The 21,657-nt window shown below is 64.4% G+C and carries 22 protein-coding genes and 9 tRNA genes; 12 read left to right on the forward strand and 19 right to left on the reverse strand.

The genetic code is table 11. The features are described 5' to 3' along the window. Positions 1-4: 4 nt before the first annotated feature. From HUW62_RS05345 to HUW62_RS05360, 4 genes are all read right to left on the reverse strand, one after another. On the reverse strand, positions 5-1,420 hold the full coding sequence (locus HUW62_RS05345) for a terminase family protein (RefSeq protein ID WP_176433768.1): 1,416 nt from the start codon (positions 1,418-1,420) through the stop codon (positions 5-7). Beyond that, positions 1,410-1,880 (reverse strand): hypothetical protein, encoded by a 471-nt coding sequence (locus HUW62_RS05350; protein ID WP_255203241.1) that lies wholly within the window; start codon positions 1,878-1,880, stop codon positions 1,410-1,412. Before HUW62_RS05350 ends, HUW62_RS05345 begins: the two co-directional genes overlap by 11 nt. Before the next feature lie 220 nt (positions 1,881-2,100). Further along, a complete protein-coding gene (locus HUW62_RS05355; RefSeq protein WP_176433769.1) occupies positions 2,101-2,409 on the reverse strand; it encodes a hypothetical protein in 309 nt (102 codons plus the stop codon). Then, positions 2,409-3,080 carry a sigma-70 family RNA polymerase sigma factor gene (locus HUW62_RS05360; RefSeq protein ID WP_163866098.1) on the reverse strand — a complete coding sequence of 224 codons (672 nt, stop codon included), beginning with the start codon at positions 3,078-3,080 and terminating at the stop codon, positions 2,409-2,411. The genes HUW62_RS05355 and HUW62_RS05360 overlap by 1 nt, the downstream gene beginning before the upstream one ends. Before the next feature lie 939 nt (positions 3,081-4,019). Here HUW62_RS05360 and HUW62_RS05365 point away from each other — a divergent pair. Genes HUW62_RS05365 through HUW62_RS05385 form a run of 5 tightly spaced genes read left to right on the forward strand, consistent with a single transcriptional unit; the run spans position 4,020 to position 10,451 of the window. Beyond that, positions 4,020-6,098: a VapE domain-containing protein gene (locus HUW62_RS05365; RefSeq protein ID WP_368670343.1), complete on the forward strand. Its 2,079-nt coding sequence runs from the start codon at positions 4,020-4,022 to the stop codon at positions 6,096-6,098. After that, positions 6,095-6,292 carry a hypothetical protein gene (locus tag HUW62_RS05370; RefSeq protein ID WP_176433771.1) on the forward strand — a complete coding sequence of 66 codons (198 nt, stop codon included), beginning with the start codon at positions 6,095-6,097 and terminating at the stop codon, positions 6,290-6,292. The genes HUW62_RS05365 and HUW62_RS05370 overlap by 4 nt, the downstream gene beginning before the upstream one ends. 34 nt (positions 6,293-6,326) lie before the next feature. Beyond that, on the forward strand, positions 6,327-7,184 hold the full coding sequence (locus HUW62_RS05375) for a site-specific DNA-methyltransferase (protein ID WP_176433772.1): 858 nt from the start codon (positions 6,327-6,329) through the stop codon (positions 7,182-7,184). Then, positions 7,174-8,628, forward strand: coding sequence for a PD-(D/E)XK nuclease family protein (locus tag HUW62_RS05380; RefSeq protein WP_176433773.1), 1,455 nt, complete (start codon positions 7,174-7,176; stop codon positions 8,626-8,628). Before HUW62_RS05375 ends, HUW62_RS05380 begins: the two co-directional genes overlap by 11 nt. Positions 8,629-8,639: 11 nt before the next feature. Continuing rightward, entirely contained in the window at positions 8,640-10,451 is a 1,812-nt protein-coding gene (locus tag HUW62_RS05385) for a helicase (protein ID WP_176433774.1), read from the forward strand. 4 nt (positions 10,452-10,455) lie between these two features. Here the strand turns inward: HUW62_RS05385 and HUW62_RS05390 are convergent, their stop codons facing one another. Genes HUW62_RS05390 through HUW62_RS05400 form a run of 3 tightly spaced genes read right to left on the reverse strand, consistent with a single transcriptional unit; the run spans position 10,456 to position 12,051 of the window. Next, entirely contained in the window at positions 10,456-10,890 is a 435-nt protein-coding gene (locus HUW62_RS05390; protein ID WP_176433775.1) for a hypothetical protein, read from the reverse strand. Then, the gene (locus HUW62_RS05395) at positions 10,890-11,363 is read right to left on the reverse strand and encodes a hypothetical protein (protein WP_217911139.1); all 474 of its coding nucleotides are present in this window, start codon (positions 11,361-11,363) and stop codon (positions 10,890-10,892) included. The genes HUW62_RS05390 and HUW62_RS05395 overlap by 1 nt, the downstream gene beginning before the upstream one ends. 13 nt (positions 11,364-11,376) lie before the next feature. Beyond that, entirely contained in the window at positions 11,377-12,051 is a 675-nt protein-coding gene (locus HUW62_RS05400) for a hypothetical protein (RefSeq protein ID WP_176433776.1), read from the reverse strand. A 499-nt stretch (positions 12,052-12,550) separates the two neighbouring features. Between HUW62_RS05400 and HUW62_RS05405 the strand changes: the two genes are divergently transcribed. Then, positions 12,551-13,081 (forward strand): hypothetical protein, encoded by a 531-nt coding sequence (locus tag HUW62_RS05405; RefSeq protein ID WP_176433777.1) that lies wholly within the window; start codon positions 12,551-12,553, stop codon positions 13,079-13,081. A 79-nt stretch (positions 13,082-13,160) separates the two neighbouring features. Then, positions 13,161-15,173 (forward strand): DNA polymerase, encoded by a 2,013-nt coding sequence (locus HUW62_RS05410; RefSeq protein ID WP_176433778.1) that lies wholly within the window; start codon positions 13,161-13,163, stop codon positions 15,171-15,173. Between the two features lie 51 nt (positions 15,174-15,224). Here HUW62_RS05410 and HUW62_RS05415 read toward each other — a convergent pair whose 3' ends face one another. Then, positions 15,225-16,310 carry a DUF3800 domain-containing protein gene (locus HUW62_RS05415; RefSeq protein WP_176433779.1) on the reverse strand — a complete coding sequence of 362 codons (1,086 nt, stop codon included), beginning with the start codon at positions 16,308-16,310 and terminating at the stop codon, positions 15,225-15,227. Between the two features lie 237 nt (positions 16,311-16,547). Between HUW62_RS05415 and HUW62_RS05420 the strand changes: the two genes are divergently transcribed. The 3 genes from HUW62_RS05420 to HUW62_RS05430 are packed head-to-tail and all read left to right on the forward strand — an operon-like array spanning position 16,548 to position 18,489. Further along, positions 16,548-17,027: a hypothetical protein gene (locus HUW62_RS05420; RefSeq protein WP_368670344.1), complete on the forward strand. Its 480-nt coding sequence runs from the start codon at positions 16,548-16,550 to the stop codon at positions 17,025-17,027. Positions 17,028-17,029: 2 nt separating this feature from the next. Next, entirely contained in the window at positions 17,030-17,257 is a 228-nt protein-coding gene (locus tag HUW62_RS05425) for a helix-turn-helix domain-containing protein (protein WP_176433781.1), read from the forward strand. Continuing rightward, on the forward strand, positions 17,254-18,489 hold the full coding sequence (locus HUW62_RS05430) for a site-specific integrase (RefSeq protein WP_176433782.1): 1,236 nt from the start codon (positions 17,254-17,256) through the stop codon (positions 18,487-18,489). The genes HUW62_RS05425 and HUW62_RS05430 overlap by 4 nt, the downstream gene beginning before the upstream one ends. A gap of 4 nt (positions 18,490-18,493) precedes the next feature. Here HUW62_RS05430 and HUW62_RS05435 read toward each other — a convergent pair. The 4 genes from HUW62_RS05435 to HUW62_RS05450 form a co-directional block, all read right to left on the reverse strand. Next, a tRNA-Arg gene (locus tag HUW62_RS05435) sits at positions 18,494-18,567 on the reverse strand. 15 nt (positions 18,568-18,582) lie between these two features. Beyond that, a tRNA-Glu gene (locus HUW62_RS05440) sits at positions 18,583-18,655 on the reverse strand. Between the two features lie 31 nt (positions 18,656-18,686). Continuing rightward, positions 18,687-18,759, reverse strand: a tRNA-Glu gene (locus HUW62_RS05445). A gap of 107 nt (positions 18,760-18,866) precedes the next feature. Then, positions 18,867-19,070 (reverse strand): hypothetical protein, encoded by a 204-nt coding sequence (locus HUW62_RS05450; RefSeq protein WP_163863770.1) that lies wholly within the window; start codon positions 19,068-19,070, stop codon positions 18,867-18,869. 211 nt (positions 19,071-19,281) lie between these two features. Between HUW62_RS05450 and HUW62_RS05455 the strand changes: the two genes are divergently transcribed. Continuing rightward, positions 19,282-20,073: a helix-turn-helix transcriptional regulator gene (locus tag HUW62_RS05455; RefSeq protein WP_163863771.1), complete on the forward strand. Its 792-nt coding sequence runs from the start codon at positions 19,282-19,284 to the stop codon at positions 20,071-20,073. Positions 20,074-20,163: 90 nt separating this feature from the next. Then, positions 20,164-20,553, forward strand: coding sequence for a VOC family protein (locus HUW62_RS05460; protein WP_163863772.1), 390 nt, complete (start codon positions 20,164-20,166; stop codon positions 20,551-20,553). A gap of 6 nt (positions 20,554-20,559) precedes the next feature. Here HUW62_RS05460 and HUW62_RS05465 read toward each other — a convergent pair. From HUW62_RS05465 to HUW62_RS05495, 7 genes are all read right to left on the reverse strand, one after another. After that, positions 20,560-20,630 (reverse strand) — tRNA-Ala (locus HUW62_RS05465). 104 nt (positions 20,631-20,734) lie between these two features. Beyond that, positions 20,735-20,809 (reverse strand) — tRNA-Pro (locus tag HUW62_RS05470). A gap of 28 nt (positions 20,810-20,837) precedes the next feature. Beyond that, positions 20,838-20,913, reverse strand: a tRNA-Pro gene (locus HUW62_RS05475). Positions 20,914-20,922: 9 nt separating this feature from the next. Continuing rightward, positions 20,923-20,997: transfer RNA gene (locus HUW62_RS05480), tRNA-Leu, on the reverse strand. A gap of 37 nt (positions 20,998-21,034) precedes the next feature. Next, a tRNA-Ala gene (locus HUW62_RS05485) sits at positions 21,035-21,106 on the reverse strand. A gap of 14 nt (positions 21,107-21,120) precedes the next feature. Further along, positions 21,121-21,192, reverse strand: a tRNA-Gly gene (locus HUW62_RS05490). 105 nt (positions 21,193-21,297) lie between these two features. Beyond that, positions 21,298-21,450 (reverse strand): hypothetical protein, encoded by a 153-nt coding sequence (locus HUW62_RS05495; protein WP_176433783.1) that lies wholly within the window; start codon positions 21,448-21,450, stop codon positions 21,298-21,300. Positions 21,451-21,657: the final 207 nt, after the last annotated feature.

The raw sequence follows: 21,657 nt of genomic DNA on the forward strand, positions 1-21,657 counted from the left end.
AACCTCACAGACAGAAGAAGGAATCCGCGAACACCAGCTCGTGCACGCCCCACAACAGGGCATCCACCCGGTCATCGCGGCGGCCGTTGATGCCGCTGAACTTGGAGAGCTGGGACTCGAGCTTCGGGAAGGTGCCCACCAGCTCGATGCGCCCCGTCTCGGCTAGCGCGCTCACCGGCTCGGCGCGCTTGGACTTGGCCTCGCGGGCGCGTACCGGCTTCACGTTGACGTGGACACCCATCTCGGAGGCCACCGTCTGAATCGTCGTCTCGACCATTTCCCCGCCCGAGTTCACCTCGGCCACGAGGGCGTCACACCCGAAGGCGAGGTACTCGCGGATGGCTGCGGCGGCCCACTCGCGCGGCGAGCCCCGGAGACTGGCGTCCTTGAGCACCGAGACGCGCTTGAGTGACGCTCCGTCCGTCCCGACAAGCGGACTGTTTCTCACACCCTGGACGATGATTCCCGTCTCGTCCGAGCCCGTCTCGCTCGTGGGCGCGGGGTCCACGGAGACGATGCGCCTGTCCAACGCCCGCGCGTACTCGTGAGCGTCCGCCTCTACACGGCCCCACCGTGCCGAGCCGAAGATTGCCCCGGGCACATCCATCAGCAGCTTGCCGAGGACTTCCTGTTGGCCCCAGCGCGTGTGCATGAGGGCCTTCATCGTGGCCACGGCACTGGGCGCCAGGTTGGCGCGGTTGGCCAACGAGGAGCCCGTCCGCAGCACCACGCCAGGCCGAAGCGCCTTCGTCTCCGCGTCGGAGAAGAGAAGTTCCTCCAGTTTGCGCAACGGGCGCGGCGTCCCCGTCAGGAGCAACTGGGGCGGGTTCGCAGCGGTGCCGATGCGCAGCACCATGGGGAGCTGGTCCAGCGCCGCCATCTCATGCTTCCACGAGGCCGGCTCATCGCCCCAGGCCCAGCCGCAGTTGGGCCCGCGCAACCGGTCCGGCTTATCCGCCGAGTAGCAGATGGCGTAGACGCCGTTGGGCCATGTGACGCGCCTCTTGCTGGGCTCGTACACCGGCATGAACCAAGGGGGCGACAGGGCGAGGATGCCGCTGGAGCCGCGAATCATGGTGTCGCGCACGTCCGCCGCCGTGGGGCCGATGAGCGCGCCAATCGTCTTCGCCTCGCGGGCCTTCTGAATCACCCAGCGCGCGCCCGACCACGTCTTGCCGAAGCCGCGTCCCGCCATGATGAAGCACGTGGCGAAAGAGGCCGGCGGCATCTGTTCGCGGCGAGCCCAGAAGTCCAAGTCATGAACGAGCGTCTCCACCTCGGGATGGGTGAGACGCCCGAAGAGACTCGCGAGCCCCTTCTGGGTGCGAGCCTGTTTCACCAGGAACGCGGCCGGGGACTCGTCGGGAGCGAGCTGGTCCACCAGCACCGAGAAGCGCGAGCACCGCGTGTCACGAGACATGGCCGTCCCCTTCGTCCGTGTCGGTTGAGCTGGAGGCGCTCGCATCGGGCGCTGGCGCGTCCGGGAGGAAGCGGCCCAGGCGCTCCATCAGCAGCTCGCGTAGGGCCTTTTCATCGGCGGCCTTGTCCTCGGGCGCCTGCACCTCGACGTTGTCGCGCCGCCCGTAGAGGTCGGGGAAGCGACGCGACAGCAACCACTGGACGTGCTTGGGGTTGTGAGACGCGGCGGCCTGGAGCATGTCCGTTGCTCCGGCCATGAACTTCGCTTCCGACTCGTTCACCGCGAGGAAGAAGTCCCGATACAGGCCGCGCTGTTCTCCAGCGCCTCGGTGATACCAGCGCGAGAGGGTGTGCTCCTCGACGCCCACGAGGCCGGCAACGGCGCGGCGAAACAGGCCACGCTCCAGGTGGGCGCAGATGTCAGCCTGCAACTCGGGGGTGAGCTTTGTTGGACGAGCCATTCATCCCCTTCAATGGGGACGCTTTCCGTGGCTGGTCCGGAGTTCTCTTCAAACTTTCATTCGAGGGGCCGAACAAAACCCGAGAGGGGCCCTGGCGTTTTCTTGAAGTTTTTCAATCGTGGGGGTCCGCCGAGCAAGACAGGAACGGGCCCACCGTCCAAAATCCGGACCCGGGGGGCTCGCTAAGTCCAGCTACAGGTTTGGCATGTGGGACAAGATCTCACCGAGCGACCTGGGCGAGCCGCGCGTTGCACGCAGCGACGTCCGCGCAGAACACCCGCCAGACGCGCGAGAAGGCTCCGTCCTCGCTCGTTTCGGTGACGTCCAGCCTTCCCCGTCCCTTGCGCACCAGGAAGCCACAGAGCGAGCACCGGGCCGCGTACCTGTTGCGACGCAGCTCCGGTTCCCTGTCTGCACACGCGAGGTGACGTGGGCCTGTCGCCAGCTCGTAGGCGATGCGCTCACCCTCCAGGATAGGCGCGCCACACGCCGCGCACGGCCCGCCCTTCCTGGCGACAAGCACCGGCACTAGAGGAGCCTCCCACTCAACCGCGCGCGCAGCTCGTCATGAGCCTGGGCCAACAGCTCGTCGACACGTCGACGGGACATGCCCCACCTCGTAGCCACGGCACGCGTCCCCTCGCGTGGCATGCCGATGCCGTAGATGCGGGAGAGAAGCTCCTCCTGCTGGGGCTCCAGCTCCGCGAGCGCACGTTGCACCAGGACGGACCGCTCATGCGCGATGAGGACGGACACGAGACTGTCCGCCTCGCGTGCGCGTCTCTCGTCATTCTTCCGCGTCGCGGACCTGGAGAGCTCCTGCTCTGGCGCGTCTTTGCTGACGAGGTCCACGGCCTGCTGCCACTTGCCCTTGCCGCGCTGGGCCCGGTCCGGCAGACACACGTCCGCTCGGTGCAACCGGATTTGGTCCATGATGGCTCGGTGGGCACGCCACTTCACCCACGTCGCGAAGCTCTGCTCTCCGCGCTTCGAGCGCTGATACGTATCAACCGCCTTCACGGCCTCCATCGCCGCGACTTGGACGAGGTCCTCCCGCGACAGGGAGCCTCGCGACTTGTCGAAATCGCACGCGAGCTTGCGCAGCTCGGGCATCAGCACGTCCATCAGCTGGCCGGAGTACTCGCGCTCGGACTGAGCGTCCCCTGACGCTCGGCACCCGCGAATCGCGAGGACCAACATGTCGACCAACTCTCGGGACACTCGCGCTCCCCCACGCCCCGACTTCACATCATCCTGCTTCACTGGCCCGCTACCGCACTGCATGACTGCCCCCTGCGACTTGCCTCGTTGTGAAACACTCGCGGAACACAGAATCCGAAGGGGAAGGCATCGCTAAGCAAGGCGCCTGCCAGTTCACCCTGAGAACAATGGCTCGTGCTGTGAGCAACACCGCGGCGAGCGAATGAAACGCCCGCACGAGCGGCATGCCGCACCACGCGACGAGGGGGACTCGCAGGACGCAACGTAGCGCCTGCCTCTGACACAAAGTCTCAACCATGCTGGGAGACGCAAAACCCATGTCCCTACTTATGGGGACAACTTCCGTGACTGGCTCAAGCCGCCTGCGGATTCCTCACCGGCAGAGGTCACCAACAAGGCGTCACTGTCACTAACTCTTCTCTATATAGGGTGTAGAAAAGTTGAGGTATCAGAGGACATGACAAAGACACACCACAGTGATTCTAGAGGATAGATAGAGCGGAAATGGTGACGGCGACGCCTTCACGGTGACACCCCTGTTACCCGAAAGGAGGTGCCGAGGCGCGAAAGTGAGCCCTTGCTGGGCCAGTCGCGGAAAGTGTCCCCATAAGAAAGTGCGTGAGCCTTCGTCCCAACCAGCCCCCTGCCGGAAGTGCCGCCCCTGTCGTCGGAGACACTCGCGTCCGAGTCGCATTCTTCGACGGCGTCCAGGACAACAGACCCCAGTCCCAAGATGTGACATGGGGCGAGTTGATACAGCTGCTCACCACGCATGCTGTGACTGCCTGCGCCCCGTGCGTCGGCCACAGGTGCCCCACCAAGCTGTCTCAACGGGCCTGGGCCCCCGTCGACATCGGCCCGCTCCGTAAGGATGCCGAGGTCCACTCTGTCACGGCAGCTGTCTTCGATTTGGACGGAGTGTCCACGGAGCAGACTGTCCGAGCCTCGGAGAAGCTCGACGGCTACGCGGCGATTGTCCACACCACGCATGGTCACCGTCCTGGCCACACCAGCCTGCGCATCGTCGTCCCACTGACGCGTCCAGTGCTGCCCGCCGAGTGGCCGCGCGTTCGGGAAGAAGCGGAGCGCCTGCTGGAGATGCCGGCGGACCCGAACACGCGGAACCTGTCGCGCATCTACTTCCTGCCCAACCACTCGGACGAACACGAGGCCATCACCAACGTCAGCGAGGGCCGCGCGCTCGACGTCGACGCGTTGCTGTCCTCGGTGCGCCCAACAGCGGTCGTCCCTGCCACTCCCTCCAGCTCCATGCCCTCGGTGGAGTCGGGCCCGGCGGACCTCTACGAGCTGCGCGCCAAGCTGCGCCGCGTCCGCAAGCCCGAGCACAGCGCGCTCATTCGCCGCGTGCTGTCTGGAGAGCCTCTTGCCGAGGTGGGCATGCAGGACAACACGCTCAACACCCTCATGTCGTGCGTGGCTCACGTGCTGCTGCCGGCCACGCCCGAGGAGGCCATCCTGGAGGTGCTCCGGCCCTGCTTCGCGGCAACGGCATGGGGCGAGGGCACCGCGCATCTGTGCGAGGAAGCCCTCCTCAAGCTACGCCGTCACCGCGAACGCCGCGTCCAGGGAGATGCCAAGCGTGTCGCGGACAACCAGGCGTTGTGGACCTCACTCCAAGGCAGACCGAAAACCGAGACGCCCGTATCCACCGAGGAGGACGTCTCTGCCGCCACGGAAGCGGACTGGACGCGCGCGCTGCTCTCTTACGAGACGAAGGACGGCAGGCGTCTCAAGAACAACGAGGCCAATCTCTTCACCATCCTGACGCTCTCTCCCGAGTGGCGAGACACCATTCGCTTCAACGAAGTGACGAAACACATGGAGTACGCGGGCGGCCCACTGCCGGATGACTCGCCCATCGATGAGCTGGATGGCCGCATCGCCTGCTGGATTCAGCAAAGCGAGTACGGCCGCCTCGGCATGGACCCGCGCGCCGCCCAGGTCCGCGACGTTCTGAGACAGGTGGCCACTACCAACGCGTATGACCCGCTGCGCGACTACCTTGAGGGCCTCACCTGGGACGGCGTCCCTCGTGCGGACTTCATGTTGGAGCGCTACTTCGGTGCCGAGGGCGACACCGAGCACCTGCGCACCATCAGCGGCAAGTGGCTCATCAGCGCCGTGGCCCGCGCGCTGGAGCCGGGCTGCAAGGTGGACACGGTGCTCATCCTCGAAGGACCCCAGGGCATCCGGAAGTCCACGGCCTTCCGCGTCCTCGCGGGGGAGTGGTTCTGCGATGCACCCATCAACATCCGCGACAAGGACAGCGCCTCCCTCGCGGGCCGCTGCTCACTCATCGAGCTTGCCGAGGTGACGACACTGCGCGCGTCCGAGGCGGAAGACCTCAAAGCCTTCATCTCGCGCAACGAGGACACCTTCCGTCCGCCCTATGGCCGCGTCACGGTGAAGACGCCGCGCCGTTGCGTCTTCGTAGGAACCACGAACTCGTCCGAGTACCTGCGCGCGGATTCGAGCGGCTACCGGCGGTGGTGGCCCGTCAAGTGCACCCACATCGACATCGCGGGCCTGAAGCGCGACAGGGGCCAGCTCTGGGCGGAAGCCGTGGTGCGCTTCCGGAAGGGTGAGGAGTGGTGGCTCGAAGAGAAGCAAGCCCAGCGCGCGGAGCAACACGCGCAGGAGCGAAGCGAATCGGACGGAGGCCCCGACGACACGATTCTCCAGTGGGTGTTGAGCTTGCCGCCCGAGAAGCGCAACGAGGTAACCACCGAGCTGGTGGCCCGCGACGCGCTACTCCTCACCACGCCTGGGCAGATTCCGCGTGGCGTCCGCCTCGACATTGGCCGCGCGTTGCGACGCCTGGGGTTCCAGCGCACCCAGCGGCGGATTGCCGGCATCCAGACGTGGGTCTACCTGCCGCCAGAAACCATCCGCACCGCGCCCCAGCAATTGGGCCACGGCGCGACACGACTCAATCCAGTTTCCCCCGTAGCAACAATCAAGACGGCAAAACCATGAAAGACAAAGACGTGTTCTCCATCAAGTTCACCCAAACCTGCTACCTGGGGTGTGGGGAGACATTCCGAGGCACCTACAACGAGTTCAAGGCGCGTCGGTGGGGCATCACAGGGCGTGGGGAAATCAGATTCCGCAACGTCCTGGGCTTCGTCTGCCCGACATGCACGCGGCTCAACAAAACCGCGTTGGCGTGAACCAGTCGCGGAAAGCGTCCCCATTAGAGAGTGTGTGACGCCAATTCATGACTCCAACCATGCGACCCTCTTCTCCGGGAACTGCCATGAAGTAATGGCGTCGTTTCCCAGCGAGTGCATCGACGCCATCATCACCGACCCTCCCTATCCGGAGATTGACCGTGATTATGGGCGGCTGTCGGAGCCGGAATGGCACGAGCTTATGCGCGCTGTCGTCGGACAAGTGCGTCGGGTGCTCAAGCCCTCGGGTTCCGCCGTCTTCATCCTGCAACCCAACAGCGAGCATGTAGGAAGGATGCGGCCGTGGTTGTTCGAGTTCCTCGCCTGGACGTCACGGGAGTGGAACCTTGTTCAAGACGTCTGGTGGTGGAACGTCAGCACGCCGCCGACAGGAAGCTGTCAGCGAAAGAACGGGCTCATGCGCCCCTCGGTGAAAGCCTGCGTCTGGCTGGGTTCCCCCAAGTGCTATCGCAACCAGGACGCGGTTCTGTGGACTCCCTCCGAGTCCATGGCGGCGCTCAAGCGCGAGAGTCGCGCACTGCGGGTTTCCCCCTCGGGACTGTCCGTCAGGCCGGGGAGGATTGCGGACATTGTCGCGGAGCGAGGTGGCGTCACACCCTACAACCTCCTTCCGATTGCCAACTCGAACAGTGTCACCAGCGGCGGTGCGAAGGGCCACGGCGCAGCTACGCCCGAAGTCCTCTGCGACTGGTGGGTGCGTTACATCACCCGTCCTGGTGACATCGTTCTCGACCCGTTCTTCGGCTCGGGCACGGTGGGGGCCGCCGCGGTGAAAGCAGGTCGGGCCGTCGTTGGCATTGAGCAGCACGCCCCCTACTTGGAGATCGCACGCCAAACACTCGTGACAGCAGAGGCGAGCCGTGGGGAGTGACTCGCCCGCGCAACTCGAGGGCCCCCGTCGCCGCGCCGTGGATGGGGGCATTCTCAACTTCCTCTCCGTCTCGCAGCTGAAGCAATTCAGCCTGTGTCCGCGCCGCTGGTTCTTCGCCAAGGTGCTGCGAGTGCCCGAGCCCGAGACGAAGGCTCAAGCCCTGGGCGTCGAGGGGCACGCGCAACTGGAGCACTACCTCCGCACGGGCGAGGACGTCCTGGGCGACGTCGCGCGGGCGGGGCGCCATCTGCTTCCAGCTCCGGGCGCGGACCTCCTGGTTGAAGAGTCCTTCGGCACGCCCTCGCCTCTGTCGGCGGATGGTGTCCCTTTCATCGGACACATCGACCTCATCAACCCACGCCGACTCGCGGATGGAGTGCTGCGCGTCACGGACCACAAGTTCTCTTCCAACGTGGGGCGCTACGCGGCGACACCCACGCAACTGGCCGACGCAAGCACCGAGGCCGGATTGCAGATGGTGGGCTACGGCGTCTGGGCGGCCCTCTCGGACGCGCGCTTCCCAGGTGTCCGCGTGCTGGAGCTGGAACACCTCTACTTCCAGACGCGCGGCGCGAAGCGCGCAGCGAGCGTGTTGGCCTCCGTGAGCGTCGAGCACGTCACGCGCGAGTGGACAGAGAAGGTCGTCCCCATGGTGCGCCGCATGCGCGAGGTGGCCCGCGCCATGCGCACCGCTGACGCGCCGCCCAACTTCAGCGCCTGCGAGAAGTACGGCGGGTGCCCCTTCAAAGCGCAGTGCATCTCCGGAGAACGCACCATGTCCCTGTTGAACCGCTTCATTCCCAAGCCCCAGTCCCCCGACACCGCCGCGCAGCTCCCGCTCACCGTGCCCCACCAGGTCATCCCCGAGCCGCTCGGGGCATGCGACAGGTGCGGCGAGGCCCTGACGCCGGAGAACACCAGCAAGCTCCGCTCGGGTGACGTGCTGCATGTGTCCTGCCCTGGTGCCGAGGTGGCCGCCGTGCTTCCTCCGGACGCGCCTCCCGCATCGCCCACCATCGCCACGGACGCCGCGCCGAAACGCCGTGGACGCAAGCCGAAGGTCCAGACCACTCCGGAGCCCTCCGAGCCCCAGGCGCCCGTCACCAGCCCGTCGGCTGCGCCGAGCCCCCACGGAGAGCGCCTGCGCCTCTTCGTGGACTGCGTTCCCAACATGCCCGCCGCGTCGCTGTCCGAGTACGTGGCGACGATGGCCGCCCAGGTGAGCGAGGCCGGCGGCGTGGCGGACCTGCGCTTCGCGGGAGCCGAGAGCACGCTGGGCTTCGGCAGGTGGAAGGGGGCGCTCTCCATGGCCATCCGCAACGCGCCGCCCGCCCCCGGTGCTTACGCCGCCCTCGGCCTCGCCCACTCGGAGCTGCTGCAACTCGCCGTCGAGGCCCTGGAGCCCATGTGCGGTCCCGGTGACTTCGTGCGCGGCGCTCGCTGAAGGGGCTCGAGATGCGGCTGCTTGAACGACTGGGCGTCACTCCCACGCCCTCCAGCCCCCCGCCGCCCGAGGAGCGCGCTCCGGTCTACGGGCGCTCTCCCGTGGGCTACTCGGCGGACCTCGGCCGCATCCTCGCCCTGCCTCGGCGGAACCTCGCCACCGCCTACACAGCGGCGGACGTCGAGGCACTGGAGGCCCAGCTACGCGCGCCACCCGGCCCGTGTAGCTGCGCGAGCATGTCCCCGCCGCGCCCATGCCCTACGCAGCTGCGGCGGGTGCAGGCCCAGGCACTCCTGGAAGCCTCGCGCGTCGGTGGCCTCCTCGCGCCCATCGGCACGGGGCACGGCAAGGAGCTGACAACGTTCCTCACGCCCATGGTGATGCCGGGCTGCCGCGTGGCCGTCCTCTTCATCCCCGCCAACCTCCTGCCCCAGTTCAAAGTCGAGTGGAGCTACTACGGCGCGCACTGGAGACTGCCCAACCTCGCGGGCGGCAGGTGGTTCCGCGTGGGTCTGCCGGTGCTCCACGTCGTTTCGTACAACAAACTCTCCAGCCAGGAAGCGACGAACCTCCTGGAGCGCATCCGCCCGGACCTCGTCATTCTCAACGAGGCGCACAACCTCAAGGACCCGAAGTCCACGCGCACGGGCCGATTCCTCCGCTACTTCGAGGAGCATCCACGGACGCGCCTCGTGGCGCTCTCCGGCACCTTCGCGTCCAAGAGTATCAAGGACTACGCGCACCTCTCGCGCCTGGCGCTCGGTGAGGGCTCGCCCTTGCCGCTCGCACACCACGTCGTCGAGGAGTGGGGAACGGCCCTAGACCCGGGCAAGGTGGTGGCCCCTCCTGGCGCGCTGGAGCAGTTGTGCGAGCCCAACGAGCACGTGCGCGAGGGCTTCCAACGCCGCCGCAACTCGACGTGCGGCGTAGTGGCCACGGAAGAGAGCGCCCTGGACAAGCCGCTCATCATCCGCCCGCGATACCCGGGCCCCGTGCCTGCGCAGCTCCTCGCCTTCATCGAACTGGCGCACGCGGGCGAGCGTCCGGATGGGGAGCAGTTCCAGGAGCAGCTCCAGTCCGTGGCATGCGCCCGCCAGTTGTCCGCCGGCTTCTTCCACCGTTGGCGCTACCCGAGGGGCGAGCCGCCGGAGCTGATTGAGAAGTGGTTCGCGCGGCGCAAGGCGTGGAACAAGGAAGTCTGGGAGGAACTCAAAGGCGAGCGCCGCGAGCACCTGGACTCACCAGGACTTCTCACCAAGGCCGCCATCCGCGCGCACTTGACGCCGCCCTATGAGGGCGACAAGCCCGTCTGGCACGCGAGGACGTGGGCGGAGTGGGCGGAGATTCATGCCGCCGTGCAACCCGAGCCCCAGGCCGTTTGGGTGTCGGACTTTCTTGTGAAGAACGCGGCGGAGTGGGCGCGCTCACAGGTGGGAATCGTCTGGGTCGAGTACCCGGAGCTGGGCGGACGCATCGCCAAGGCAGCGGGTGTGCCTTTCTATGGCGGGGGCAAGGCCGCGTCCGAGGCCATCCTCCGTGAGACGGGGATGCGCTCCGTGGTGGCGAGCATCAAGGCACACGCCACGGGGAAGAACCTCCAGCAGTTCTGCCGGAATCTCGTGGTAACGCCCCCCTCGGACGGCGCCACGTGGGAGCAACTACTCGCACGTACGCATCGCCCTGGACAACAGGCCCCATACGTCGAGGTAGAGGTGTGCCTGCACACTCAGGATTTCGCGGATGCGTTCGACACGGCTTTCGAACGAGCGCGGTTCATCCAGCAGACGGACGGGCAGGCGCAAAAACTCCTGCTACGACCCTAAAGTCTCAGCCTTGCTTTCGCTTCAAGATAAGGCAGACACGTCCATATTCAGCTCCCTCAAGTCCCTTCAGTTCATGCTCTACGTCCTCTGCTTCCCCTAATTTACTGGTCCACAGGCCATTGGGCAATTGCCTTGCGGCATGAGTAATCACACCCGTCTTTTCATAGAGCGCAATTTTCTGCCACCCCTCATCTGGCTGGCTAGACATACCACAGGCAACATAGCCGAGTGTTCCATACGCCTGCTCAAAAGCCGCCACACTTTCTTCAAGTGGCACACCAGGCGGCCAGTAAGCAAACGTGCCCGCAAACGGCCACCACCAACGCTCATCATCCTCTGCGGCCCAAGCTATGCAATTATATTCCGCCGTGCGCCTGCTCGTGATTCTAAGATGAGTATGGACAGTCTCCGGGAAGGCCGCATGAATATAACCAGTCATCAGAAGACGATACCCTGCGACACACCCCACCTCAACCAGGCATCCCGAATCTTCCGCAGACGCCCCGCGTCCTCGGCCGGGACTGGATTTTCGCCAGTAATTGAGGTCAAGGCCCACCCCCAATGGTTAGGTGACTCCCTGAGTTCTCGCAGAATCAATGGGATGGCCGGGCGCCCGAGCCCAATGATGCGCTGATATGCAGGATGAAGAATTCGCTTAACAAACGACGACTCAATGCCCACGTCGTTCTTCCACTCAGCAACCAGGCTGTCGAACTGAGTTTGCAGGCCTGACTCATCTGCTGAGACGCATTCCGCAATTGAGGGCCGAAAAACGGTGGATTGCTTGGACGCGAAATCAACCACGATGGGCTTGGCAACCCTCCATGACTCAACGCGACGGCGCGCAGGCTCCACTCGCCAAGGAAGCTCCGCCTGCGGGATGACTTCAAGCCTCTCAATCATTCGCAACATACCAAGCACCTCCTCAAGACAAGATAGACAGGCCAGCCGACTCCAAAAGCGACCTCAAACTCCGTTCCTTCTCTTGCGCGCGCACCAAGACATCCTGGAGTTGCTTTATGTCATCCGAATCCAGGGCAAGAAAAATCTCATGAGTCTTTTCATTCTCCCGAAATTCTATCCGGAGATTGTGCACCACAATCGCTGCCGCAGGCGCCCCCACTTTTCCCGCATCAAAGACTGGCCTGATATCAGTCACAATGCGCGACTCACCAAAGAGTCTCTGGTACTCCGCCATTACCTCAAACGTGCGCGTCACGACTCCAAGGGGGCGTTCCATTGCGAGAATTCGCATGAGCGCATTCTCAATTGCCGACCAATCACTACCAGTCGGTTGCGCCACCTCGCTTGCGACTGATTTCACGGCATCAATTACAGCGTGGACAACCTGCTCGTGGCTTCTGCCGTTGCGCGCTCCGAGCGTAAAAATACTAACAATCATCCCGAGAAGGGCCTCTGTTTCGTCAACAGATAGGCCAGCTTCAGAAGCAATGCTCTCAGCAAGCGCAGAGAGGTCCAGAACTGGCTTAGCCTTCGCGATTGCATCAAGGAGAGCAGTTCGTTTCTCTTCCTCCAACTTTATGAACTGGGCCCATGGTGAATAGTGTGCTTTGGGAATCCGGATCTGGAATGAGTTCATAGTCACGAACCTAACAGTTTATCCTACATCCCCGTTCTCTGAATCACAAGTTCGCAGAATCAGATGTGGTCAGATGTAGCACATGGACTCTCCTGCCGTACAGTCTGCTTCCTCGTGTGTCGCGATTCAAGACGCACGAGCGTCCAGGGAGATACCCTCCATCCGCCTGTCCACTAGGTCGCAAGAGCCCCAGTCAATTCAATAGTTCCCTCTCGTCTTACCCGCAGTAACTCGGCACTTTGACCCTGCTGCCAAAAGTACTCATTCCTCGGACGGAGCGCTGCCAGCTTGGATGCCCACCGTCCGACCAGAGAGCCCTTCAAATTTGAACGGAACTCTAGAATGGCTGTCAACCATTGAGCGGACTGCAACATGGACCCGCGAACGTCTCAGACACTCGGGGGATAAACTGCATCTGAACCACTCCCGGAAAGCGTCCCCATAAAGGGAGGTGAGGACGTCCTTTCGACGTCCCGCCACCTGATTGGGAACACGGGACATGAGCAACGCAGCACTTGCACGAATCGCTACCGCCCAGGCAGCCCTCGGCGCGCAGTACCTCAAGGCAGGCCGCTACCGCCTGGAGGTGCAGTCCATCCGCACCAAGGACGGCTTCAAGGGCCTGTCCGCCATCGCTGAAGTAAAGGTGGTGACGTCGGAGCGGCCCCAGCACAACACCGAGCCCACGCGGCCCGGCCTCATCACAAGCTACGTGGAGAACCTCTCCGACTCGAAGAAGAACGGCGGCGGGCGCTTCAAGGCGTTCCTCATGGCCCTGGCCGGTGTCGAGGAGCACGAAGTCTCTCCGGACTTCATCGCCAAGTTCACCGAGGCGAAGCAGGCCGGCGCCTTCCTCTTGGTGGACTGCGACGTCTTCCCCAAGACGCTCCCGGAGAAGGACGGCAGGCCAGGCAAGGTCATCGAGGGATACCGCTGGAGCAACGTGAGTCCCACGGACGCGGAGCTGGCCGCCATCGAGTCCAAGCGCGCCGCCGCGAAGCTGCCACCGCTCGCTGACGCCCTGGGCTGACGTTCCCTTCACCTCTGGACTTCTTGGCGCTCTCCCCTAGGGCGCCACGGCTGGCCCACGTAACGGGCCTTTCGGTGTTGTGCCTGTCCTCTTCAGCTTCGACACCGAGACGTATCCGATTCAACCCGGCCTCCTCGCGCCTCCGCTCGTCTGCGCCTCCATCGCCCTGGACGCAGCTGGAAGCGAGCAGCTCCTTTCCGCCGCCCAGGCCCGCGCGTGGTTCCGCGAGGCTCTCCGCGCGCCGGATGTCCACCTGACGGGCGCCAACCTTCCGTACGACCTGGGCGTCATGTGCGCTGATGACCCGCGACTGGTGGACGCCGTCTTCGCCGCCGCCGAGGCGGGCCGCTTCCATGACGTGGCCGTCCGCGAGGCCCTTCTGGACATCGCCCGCGGACTCCATGGTGTGGACCCGGAGACAGGCCGCCCGCTGGGGGACGACGAAGGCGCCCGCTACCCGCTCGCGCTCCTGGCGCGGCGCCACCTCGGCCTCGACATCAGCGCCGACAAGCACGCCCCCGATGCGTGGCGCCTGCGCTACGGCGAACTGGACGGTGTGTCGCTGGAGCAGTGGCCCGAGGGCGCCGTGAAGTACCCGCTACGCGATGCGCGCTTCACCCTGGACGTCCACCTGTCCCAAGAGCGCGCCGCGTCCAGCATTCCCAACGGCGGCAACCTCCACGCCGAAGGGGACCAGGTCCGCGCCGCCCTCGCTCTGCACTTCGCCTCCGTGTGGGGACTGCGCACCAATGCCGGGCGCGTCGAGCAGATGCGCCTCCGCGTCGAGCAAGAGTGGAAGGCCAACCGCGCGCACTTCCAGGCCGCCGGCATCTTCCGCGCCAACGGTACTAAGGACTCCAAGCGCCTCGCCCAGCTCGTCACCGCCGCCTACAACGGCTCGCCTCCCGTCACCCCGCCATCCTCCAGATTCCCCGAGGGTCAGGTGGCCACGGACCGGGACACCCTCCTGGACTCAGGCGACACGGTGCTGGAGGAGCTGGGTAAGGCCGGTAAGGTGGACAAGTACCGCTCCACCTACCTGGGCAAGCTGGAGGCAGGCACCACCACGCCCCTCAACCCGCGTTTCAACGTGCTGGTGTCCACGACGCGCGTCTCCAGCGACTACCAGCAGCTTCCTCAGCGCGGGGGCGTACGCGAGTGCCACGAGGCCCGCCCTGGCTTCGTCTTCTGCTCCGTGGACTACGGCGGCCTGGAGCTGCGCACCATGGCCCAGCGTGCCATCTGGGACGTGGGCTACTCGCGCATGGCGGATGCGCTGCTGGCCAAGGAGGATGTCCACACCTCGGCGGCGGCCACCTTCCTGGGGGAGAGATACGACGCCCTCCTGCCGCGAGTGAAGGCCAAGGAGGCAACTGCCACGTCCTTCCGCTCCCTCGCCAAGATTTTCAACTTCGGCAAGGGCGGGGGCCTTGGAGCCGGCGGGATGGCGTACCACGCACGCGCCAAGGACGGCGTCCGGTTCTGTTTGTTGGCGAAGGTGGCGGACACGTGCGGCGTGGAGCGTGTCCCCGTGCGCGTCCAGGGCAAGGTGAAGATGGTCTGCGCCGCGTGCGTCGAGGTGTCGCGCCGCTACGGAGACAGGTGGCTCGACGCGTGGCCCGAGCAACGCGTCCTCTTCGGCCGCGCCAGCGCGGACACCCGCAACGGCCAGTTCGTGGACGTCATGATTCCGGGCGCCAACATCCTCCGGGGCAGCTGCGGCTATACCCAGTGGCTCAACACGCCCTTCCAGGGGCTCGGTGCCGTGGGCGCAAAGCTGGCAACCTGGCGCGTGTCCCGGGAGATGTACGCGGACCGCCGCTCCCCTCTTTGGGGCTCGCGCCTCGTCCTCATGGTGCATGACGAGTTGGTGGCGGAGCTGCGCGCGGACTGTCCCAACCGCCTCCATGCCGCTGCCGAGCGCATGGCGGAACTCATGCGGCAAGCGATGCGAGAGGTGACGCCGGATCTCGCGGGTGCCATCGAAGCCGAGCCTGCCCTTTCACGCGTGCTCTCGAAGGACGCGGCCACGGTGAGGGACGGCAAGGGGCGTTTACTGGTGTGGGCGATAGAGAAAGCCCATCAAACCTAGCACCCGCCCGCCCGACATAGTCAACACGGCAACTCATCGCCGGAGAGGCTCCTACCCGCCAGCCCTACGATAGCCCAACATCTTTTTTGACATCATTTCAAAGTGGGCAGGCTCAGCCAAAGCGACACAAGGCTTCAAACTATCCCAGGCATCACTTAAAATGGAGTCCGGAGCTTGACCCGCCCTGTAACCCAGAACTTTATAATTCACCAAGCCAGCAACAAGATCTGCACATTGAATTCCTGCGTCATTCTCCGATGCCAAAATTTCCGTGCGTCGGAGAATCCGACCAAGCGGCTGTGTGTAGCCGAACTCCGAAGAAACCTCAGAAACAAACATCGCATCCTTCGCAAGACCGATCGCCCAGTCTAGGACCGGACCAAACTGCTTCGTCACATCACACACAAGCTCCACAGTCATATTGCGTTCCTCAAGGAACGCATTGATATGCGCCAATGCCGGCACGAGGGCCACAACAGCCGACGCAGGGCGCTCTGCATGCTTGGGCGTATCCTCAACCCGCATGCCAAATCTATAAAACCTAGACAATCCCCTCTCCATGAGGATGCCGGCTTGGCTCGCCTGTGAACTTGGATGCAGCTTCAGCAGCGATGCAAATGCCTCTCCGCATTTCCTAATGGAGTCCTCATCGTCGAGCTTGACCGCCGCTAGGAATTCAACAAGGGACTTGTCAGGACAGGCGTCATAGATGTGGTTAGCAATATCCTTGCGCCAGTTCGAAGCCTCCCACTCGGGCGGACTCTGCGGGTGGTATTTCGGGTCGAAGAACGTCTCAACAACCATTGCGCAGATCTGAAATTTCTTCTCAAGAACCGCAAGATGCACGTGCGCACCGGTCCGACCAATGAGCTTGCAAATCTGGACAACCGCTCGCTTGCCTTTCGTGGTTCCACCAAGTTTTGAGAACTTGACCTCGCTAGGTGGGTCGTTTGAAAAGATGGATTTGACTATCTTCGGAATCTCACTCTCGATCTCGCCTAGTTGGCTCGCATTCAGAGTAACGAAGCTATACACGAAGAAGTGCTGGGACGAATGAGCCAAGTCATCCGCAGTGTGTCCGCTCTCGTCAGAGTACATCCTATGCGTATGAGTCATGATTTTCGCGATCAGGTCCACGTCGCTTGAGTTCTCTCACCGGCGTCTTGAGCAGGGGCCCCAATGGCGTCCTCCCCAACGCGGCATTGTACCTGAACTGGGATTGCCGGCATAGTCTCTGAACCACTCGCGGAAAGTGTCCCCATTGAAGAAGGAGTGAGCACAACACTTCCTTCCCAAAATCCCCCCGAGCACCGAGCCGCGAAGCTCGTTTCTATCGACCCTGGCCTCCGGCATTGCGGTGTCGCTGTGTTCGACGTGCCGGTGCATGAACGCGCGTCACTCCTGGCCGCTGGGCTGCCGAAGATCTCCAAGCGCCAGGACGGAGAGCTGTCGCTGGCCTCGTGGGCATCCATGGCCTTCGCGGTCCGTGAGTGGCTCCGCCCCCGCGTGGGTGACGAGCCCATCCAGCTCATCATCGAGACGCCTCGCGTCTACGCCGCTGCGCACCAGAAGGGCGACCAGAACGACCTCATCCAACTGGCAGGCGTCGTGGGGATGCTCGGCGGCTTCCTGCCGAACGTCGCCAGCCGGCGCAGCGTTTACCCGCGCGACTGGAAGGGGACCGTCGACCCGGACGCGTTCATCGAGCGCATCAAACAGCGCCTCGACGCCGCCGAGCATCTTCGCGTCGAACTGCCCAGCGCCGCCACCCTCCACCACAACGTCTGGGACGCCATCGGCATCGGGATTCACGCCCTCGGTCGCCTCGCGCCCCGCCGCGTCTTTCCGAGGTAGCCATGTCCGAGCCCATCTCTACTGGCCCGGAAGCTCTCCCTTCCTTCCTCACCGTGGAAGAGGCCGCCACCTTGCTGCGAGTGAACCGAAAGACGCTCTACGAGGCCATTCGGCTCGGACATGTGCCGGGAGTCGCGCGCATCGGGAAAGCACTCCGCATTCGGCGGGACGCACTGGTAACGTGGCCCTCGGGTAAGGGCCGCGATTCTGCGCTTGGGAGTCGACGATGAGCGTCAGGTTGCGGAAGTGGACGACGAAGGAAGGGAAGTCAGAGGAGGCGTGGCAAGTGGACTTCGTGTTTCAGCACGCGGACGGACGGAAACAGCGAGTCGTGAAGTTCTCGCCCGTTCAGACCCGGCGGGGTGCTGATGCCTACGAACGCGACTTGCGGACCGCACTCCTCAACGGGACTTTCGGTAAGGAGAAGAAGCCGGGGGAGGGAAGCGCGCTCACGCTGGCGAAGTTCACGCCGCGATTCCTCACCTACAGCGAAAACAACAACAAGCAATCCACAGTCATCAGCAAGCGACAGGTCTTAGAGGACCACATTCTCCCATTCTTCGGAGAAGTGCCTCTGGATGCCATCGGCTTGGCCGAAATCGAGGACTTCAAGGCACTAATGCGAAAGAAGAAGTCAGCATCTCGCGCCTGGAAGCTCACCGCCTCGAAGCAGGCCATCCGGAAGCGCAAGAACGTGGAACCCAAGGCCTTGAGCCTGAAAACCATCAACAACGTTCTCACTGTGCTCAGCAAACTCCTGGGTGTCGCCGTGGAGCAGAACACCATCCGGCAGGCTCCTCGCGTGAGGCTCTTTGGAAAGGTGCCCAAACCGTCATTCGATTTCCTCTCGTTCGAGGAGGCCGAAAGGCTCATCGGCATGGCCGAGCCGGAGTTGAAGCCTGTGCTGCTCGTGGCCATCAAGACGGGCCTGCGCCAGGGTGAGATCATGGGGCTTCAATGGAACGATGTGGACTTGAAGCGGAGTCTCCTCCACGTGCGCCGCACCATCTGGCGTGGGATGACCGACTTGCCCAAGGGGGGGCGCGAGAGAACAGTGGAGCTGCCGGCATCGGTTGTAGCCGCTCTCAAAGAGCATCGGCATCTTCGAGGGCCCTACGTGTTCTGCCAGGATGATGGGCAGCCGCTTACGCCGGGCAAGATGGACTTGCCTCTGGTGCGTTCGCTCCGTCTCGCAGGCATCACGCGCGAGGTGGGAATCATCGGCTGGCATGACTTGCGCCACACCTACGGAAGCCACCTTGCGATGCGCGGCGTTCCTCTGAAGGTCATCCAGGAGCTGATGGGACACGCCTCCATCGACATGACGGAGCGGTACGCCCATCTCAGCCCCGACACGCGTCGCTTCGCTGTCCGCGTGCTGGACCTTCCTCTTGCGCCCGCGTGCGACATAGGTGCAACACGGACGGAGGACGTGGCTAACTATGCGAAACAACTAAGCTGAAAAGTGGTCCTGGCAGGAATCGAACCTGCGACCTCTCGGTTCGCAACCGAGTGCTCTCATCCCCTGAGCTACAAGACCTGAAGAATCGTGTGATGCCCCGTACGGGAGTCGAACCCGTCTTTCCGCAGTGAAAGTGCGGCGTCCTCCGCCAATAGACGAACGAGGCGACTGGCTGCTGCGCGACTGAAGTGAAGGAGTACCTCGTACGGGAGTCGAACCCGTCTTTCCGCAGTGAGAGTGCGGTGTCCTTCGCCGATAGACGAACGAGGCAACTGGGTACTGCGGTTGAGGGGACCCGGAAAAAGGAAGAGGCCGGGTCCCCTCTGGGAGCCCGGCCTCGGAGAGCCATGCCGCGTCGGTCGACGTGGCGTGGAAGCTCAGAGTCCGGGTGGAGCACCTCGGAAGGAAGCAATCCCCTCCAGGAACTCATCCTCTTCGGAAGCGGTGTCCTGCTCGGTGTTCGCGAACAGCACGGCGATGCCGCGGACAGTGTCGTTCTTGCGCTTGAGATTCATCGGGCTCATCGGATTCACCGTCGGCATGGTCACCGCTCCTTTCGCCGTGGACAGACGCGTCTTCATTTGTCTCCTGACAAGCCGTGTTTCAGCCGTGTTTCACCCGCCCTAACGTCCCCAGGCGGGAGTGCATATCGGCCGCTCCTCCGGGGCACGCGTTGTCACATGGAATATCGTCGACGGCGTCAGCCCCTCGCGCACGGAGGAGGGAGCCGAGCTGAGTGCTACGCGCGCCCCTCCCCGCGGGGTTATCTTCCCCACATGAGGAGGGAGTGGGATGCACGAGGGTGAGGCGGTGGGCGGCTATACGGAGGTGTCTCCCTCGGGCGTCCTGTCGGACCGGGTAGACGCCTTCTGGCGCTTCGTCGCCCCCACTGCCCGGCAAGGAAGCACACCTCCTCGCGTCCACCGGGTGCTCCCCGACGGCTGCACGGACCTCATCGTCCACTTCCGTGACGCCAGCGCCATCGGCCGTGGCGCCGAACCCCGCCTGATGGTGGTCGGCCCCATGGAGCGCTTCGCCCTCGTCGACCTGGAGCCGGGCTCGGTGAACCTCGGCATCCGACTCCGGCCGGGCTGGGCGCTCGCGTTGCTCGGGGTGAGCCCTCGCGAGCTGCGCAACCTGAATGTCCCCGTGGAGGAGTGCGCACCCGCGTTCCGCGCCCTCCATCAGCGACTGGCGTCCTGCCGCTCCGTGGAGCACGCCATGTCCCTGCTGCGAGAGGAAGTGGCGACGCGCAACGCCACCCCTCGCTACCTGCCGAGGGCACGCACCACCTATGCGCTCCAGTGCCTCCAGTCCTCCGCCGGGCAGGTGCGGATGTCCTCGCTCGCCCGCACCCTGGGCATCAGTGAGCGCACCCTGCACCGGGATATCCTGGACGAAGCGGGGGTGGCCCCCAAGCTGCTCGCCCGGGTGCTCCGCTTCCAGCGGGCCGTGGCCCGCCTGCGCACGGGGCAGCAGGACCTGAGCACCCTGGCGCTCGACTGCGGCTACTCGGACCAGGCGCACTTCACCCGCGAGGTTCGCGAGCTGGCGGGAGTGTCCCCCACCGGGCTGCTGGAATAAGTCCTGTCCGAATTCTTCAAGACGCTCCGGCGAGGCCGTGAGAGACCCACGTCATCCGGCAGCCCCTCACCTTCGCCTCGGAGCGTTCCCATGCAGCTCGGCTATGTCATCCTCTACGTCCCGGATGTGCCCGCCACCATCGCCTTCTATGAGATGGCGTTCGGCTTGAAGCGGCGCTTCATCCACGAGAGCAACATGTACGGTGAGCTGGAGACGGGCACCACGGCCCTGGCCTTCGCGTCGGAGGAGATGGCGGCCCAGAATGGCCTCACCGTGCGCTTCCATCGGCCGAAGGAGACCGCCACCGCGGTGGAGGTGGCGCTCGTCACTCCGGACGTCGCGGCCGCCTTCCAGCGCTCGGTGCAGTCAGGCGCGAGCCCCGTCCATCCACCCAAGCAGAAGCCCTGGGGACAGACGGTGGCCTACGTGAAGGACCTCAACGGCGTGCTGGTGGAGATCTGCTCCCCCATCTCCGCCTGAGGTGAATGGAATCGCCGGGAATCGAACCCGGACCGCTCGGACGCCAGCCGAGTGCTCTCCCGTTAAGCCACGATCCCTGAAGGGGTGCTGCCAGCGCTCCGACAGGGAATCGAACCCTGTTCACACGGTAGACGGCCGTGCTGCGATCCAATCGCATCCCGGAGCAAAAACGAACGACACATCTGGATGACAGGATTTGAACCTGCGGCCTCACGGATCCGAACCGTGCGCTCTGGCCAGACTGAGCTACATCCAGGAAACCCACTTCCACTGCGTGCGACGAGTCGGGACGACTGGATTCGAACCAGCGACCTCACGCACCCCAAGCGTGCGCTCTATTCCAAGCTGAGCTACGTCCCGAAACCACCATGCCGCGAGCGGGATTCGAACCCGCAACCTCTGCATTCTGAGAGCAGCGCCTCTACCAGGTTGGGCTACCGCGGCGTTTGAGACAGACACAACGACAACGACTGCAATTGAGTGGAGCCGCCGGGATTCGAACCCGGGACCGCTCGGATGCGAACCGAGTGCTCTCCCGCTGAGCTACGACCCCATGAATGTCTTGAAAGCAGCCTGCGGGATTTGAACCCGCGTCGTCCTGAGTGGCGCTCAGGTGCCTCGCCTCTCGGCCAAGGCTGCGTGTGCTGGTGCTGGTGCGTGCCCGGAAAATGAGAAGGGCCGGGTTCCCTCTGAGGGAGCCCGGCCCTGCCTGCCGTGCCACGTTCGAGAACGGGCGCGGAAGAGTCAGGTTCCGGGCGGACGACCGCCGTCGGTATCACCCAGCGGGGCTGGGGCAAGAGCGGTGGCAAGGGCGACGGGCGCGAGCGCGTCGATGCCGCTGACAGTGTCGTTCAGAATCTCGGGGTTCATCGGGCTCGTCAGGTTCGTCGTCGTCATGGTCACCGCTCCTTTCACCGAGAAATGACGCGCGGATATTTCATCCCTGACATGCGAGTGTTTTCAGCGACACCCTCGCCGCCCCGTGGCTGCTGACCGGGGCCCAGGTTCAGGATATGAGTCAGGACGAAGCCCGCGCCGCTTCCCCCCTGGCCGGAGGGGTCGCCGACGTCGGGGTGAGACCCCCTCGGATGAAGACCCCCCTCC

This window comes from Myxococcus sp. AM011, assembly GCF_013372595.1.
Classification (GTDB): domain Bacteria; phylum Myxococcota; class Myxococcia; order Myxococcales; family Myxococcaceae; genus Myxococcus; species Myxococcus eversor.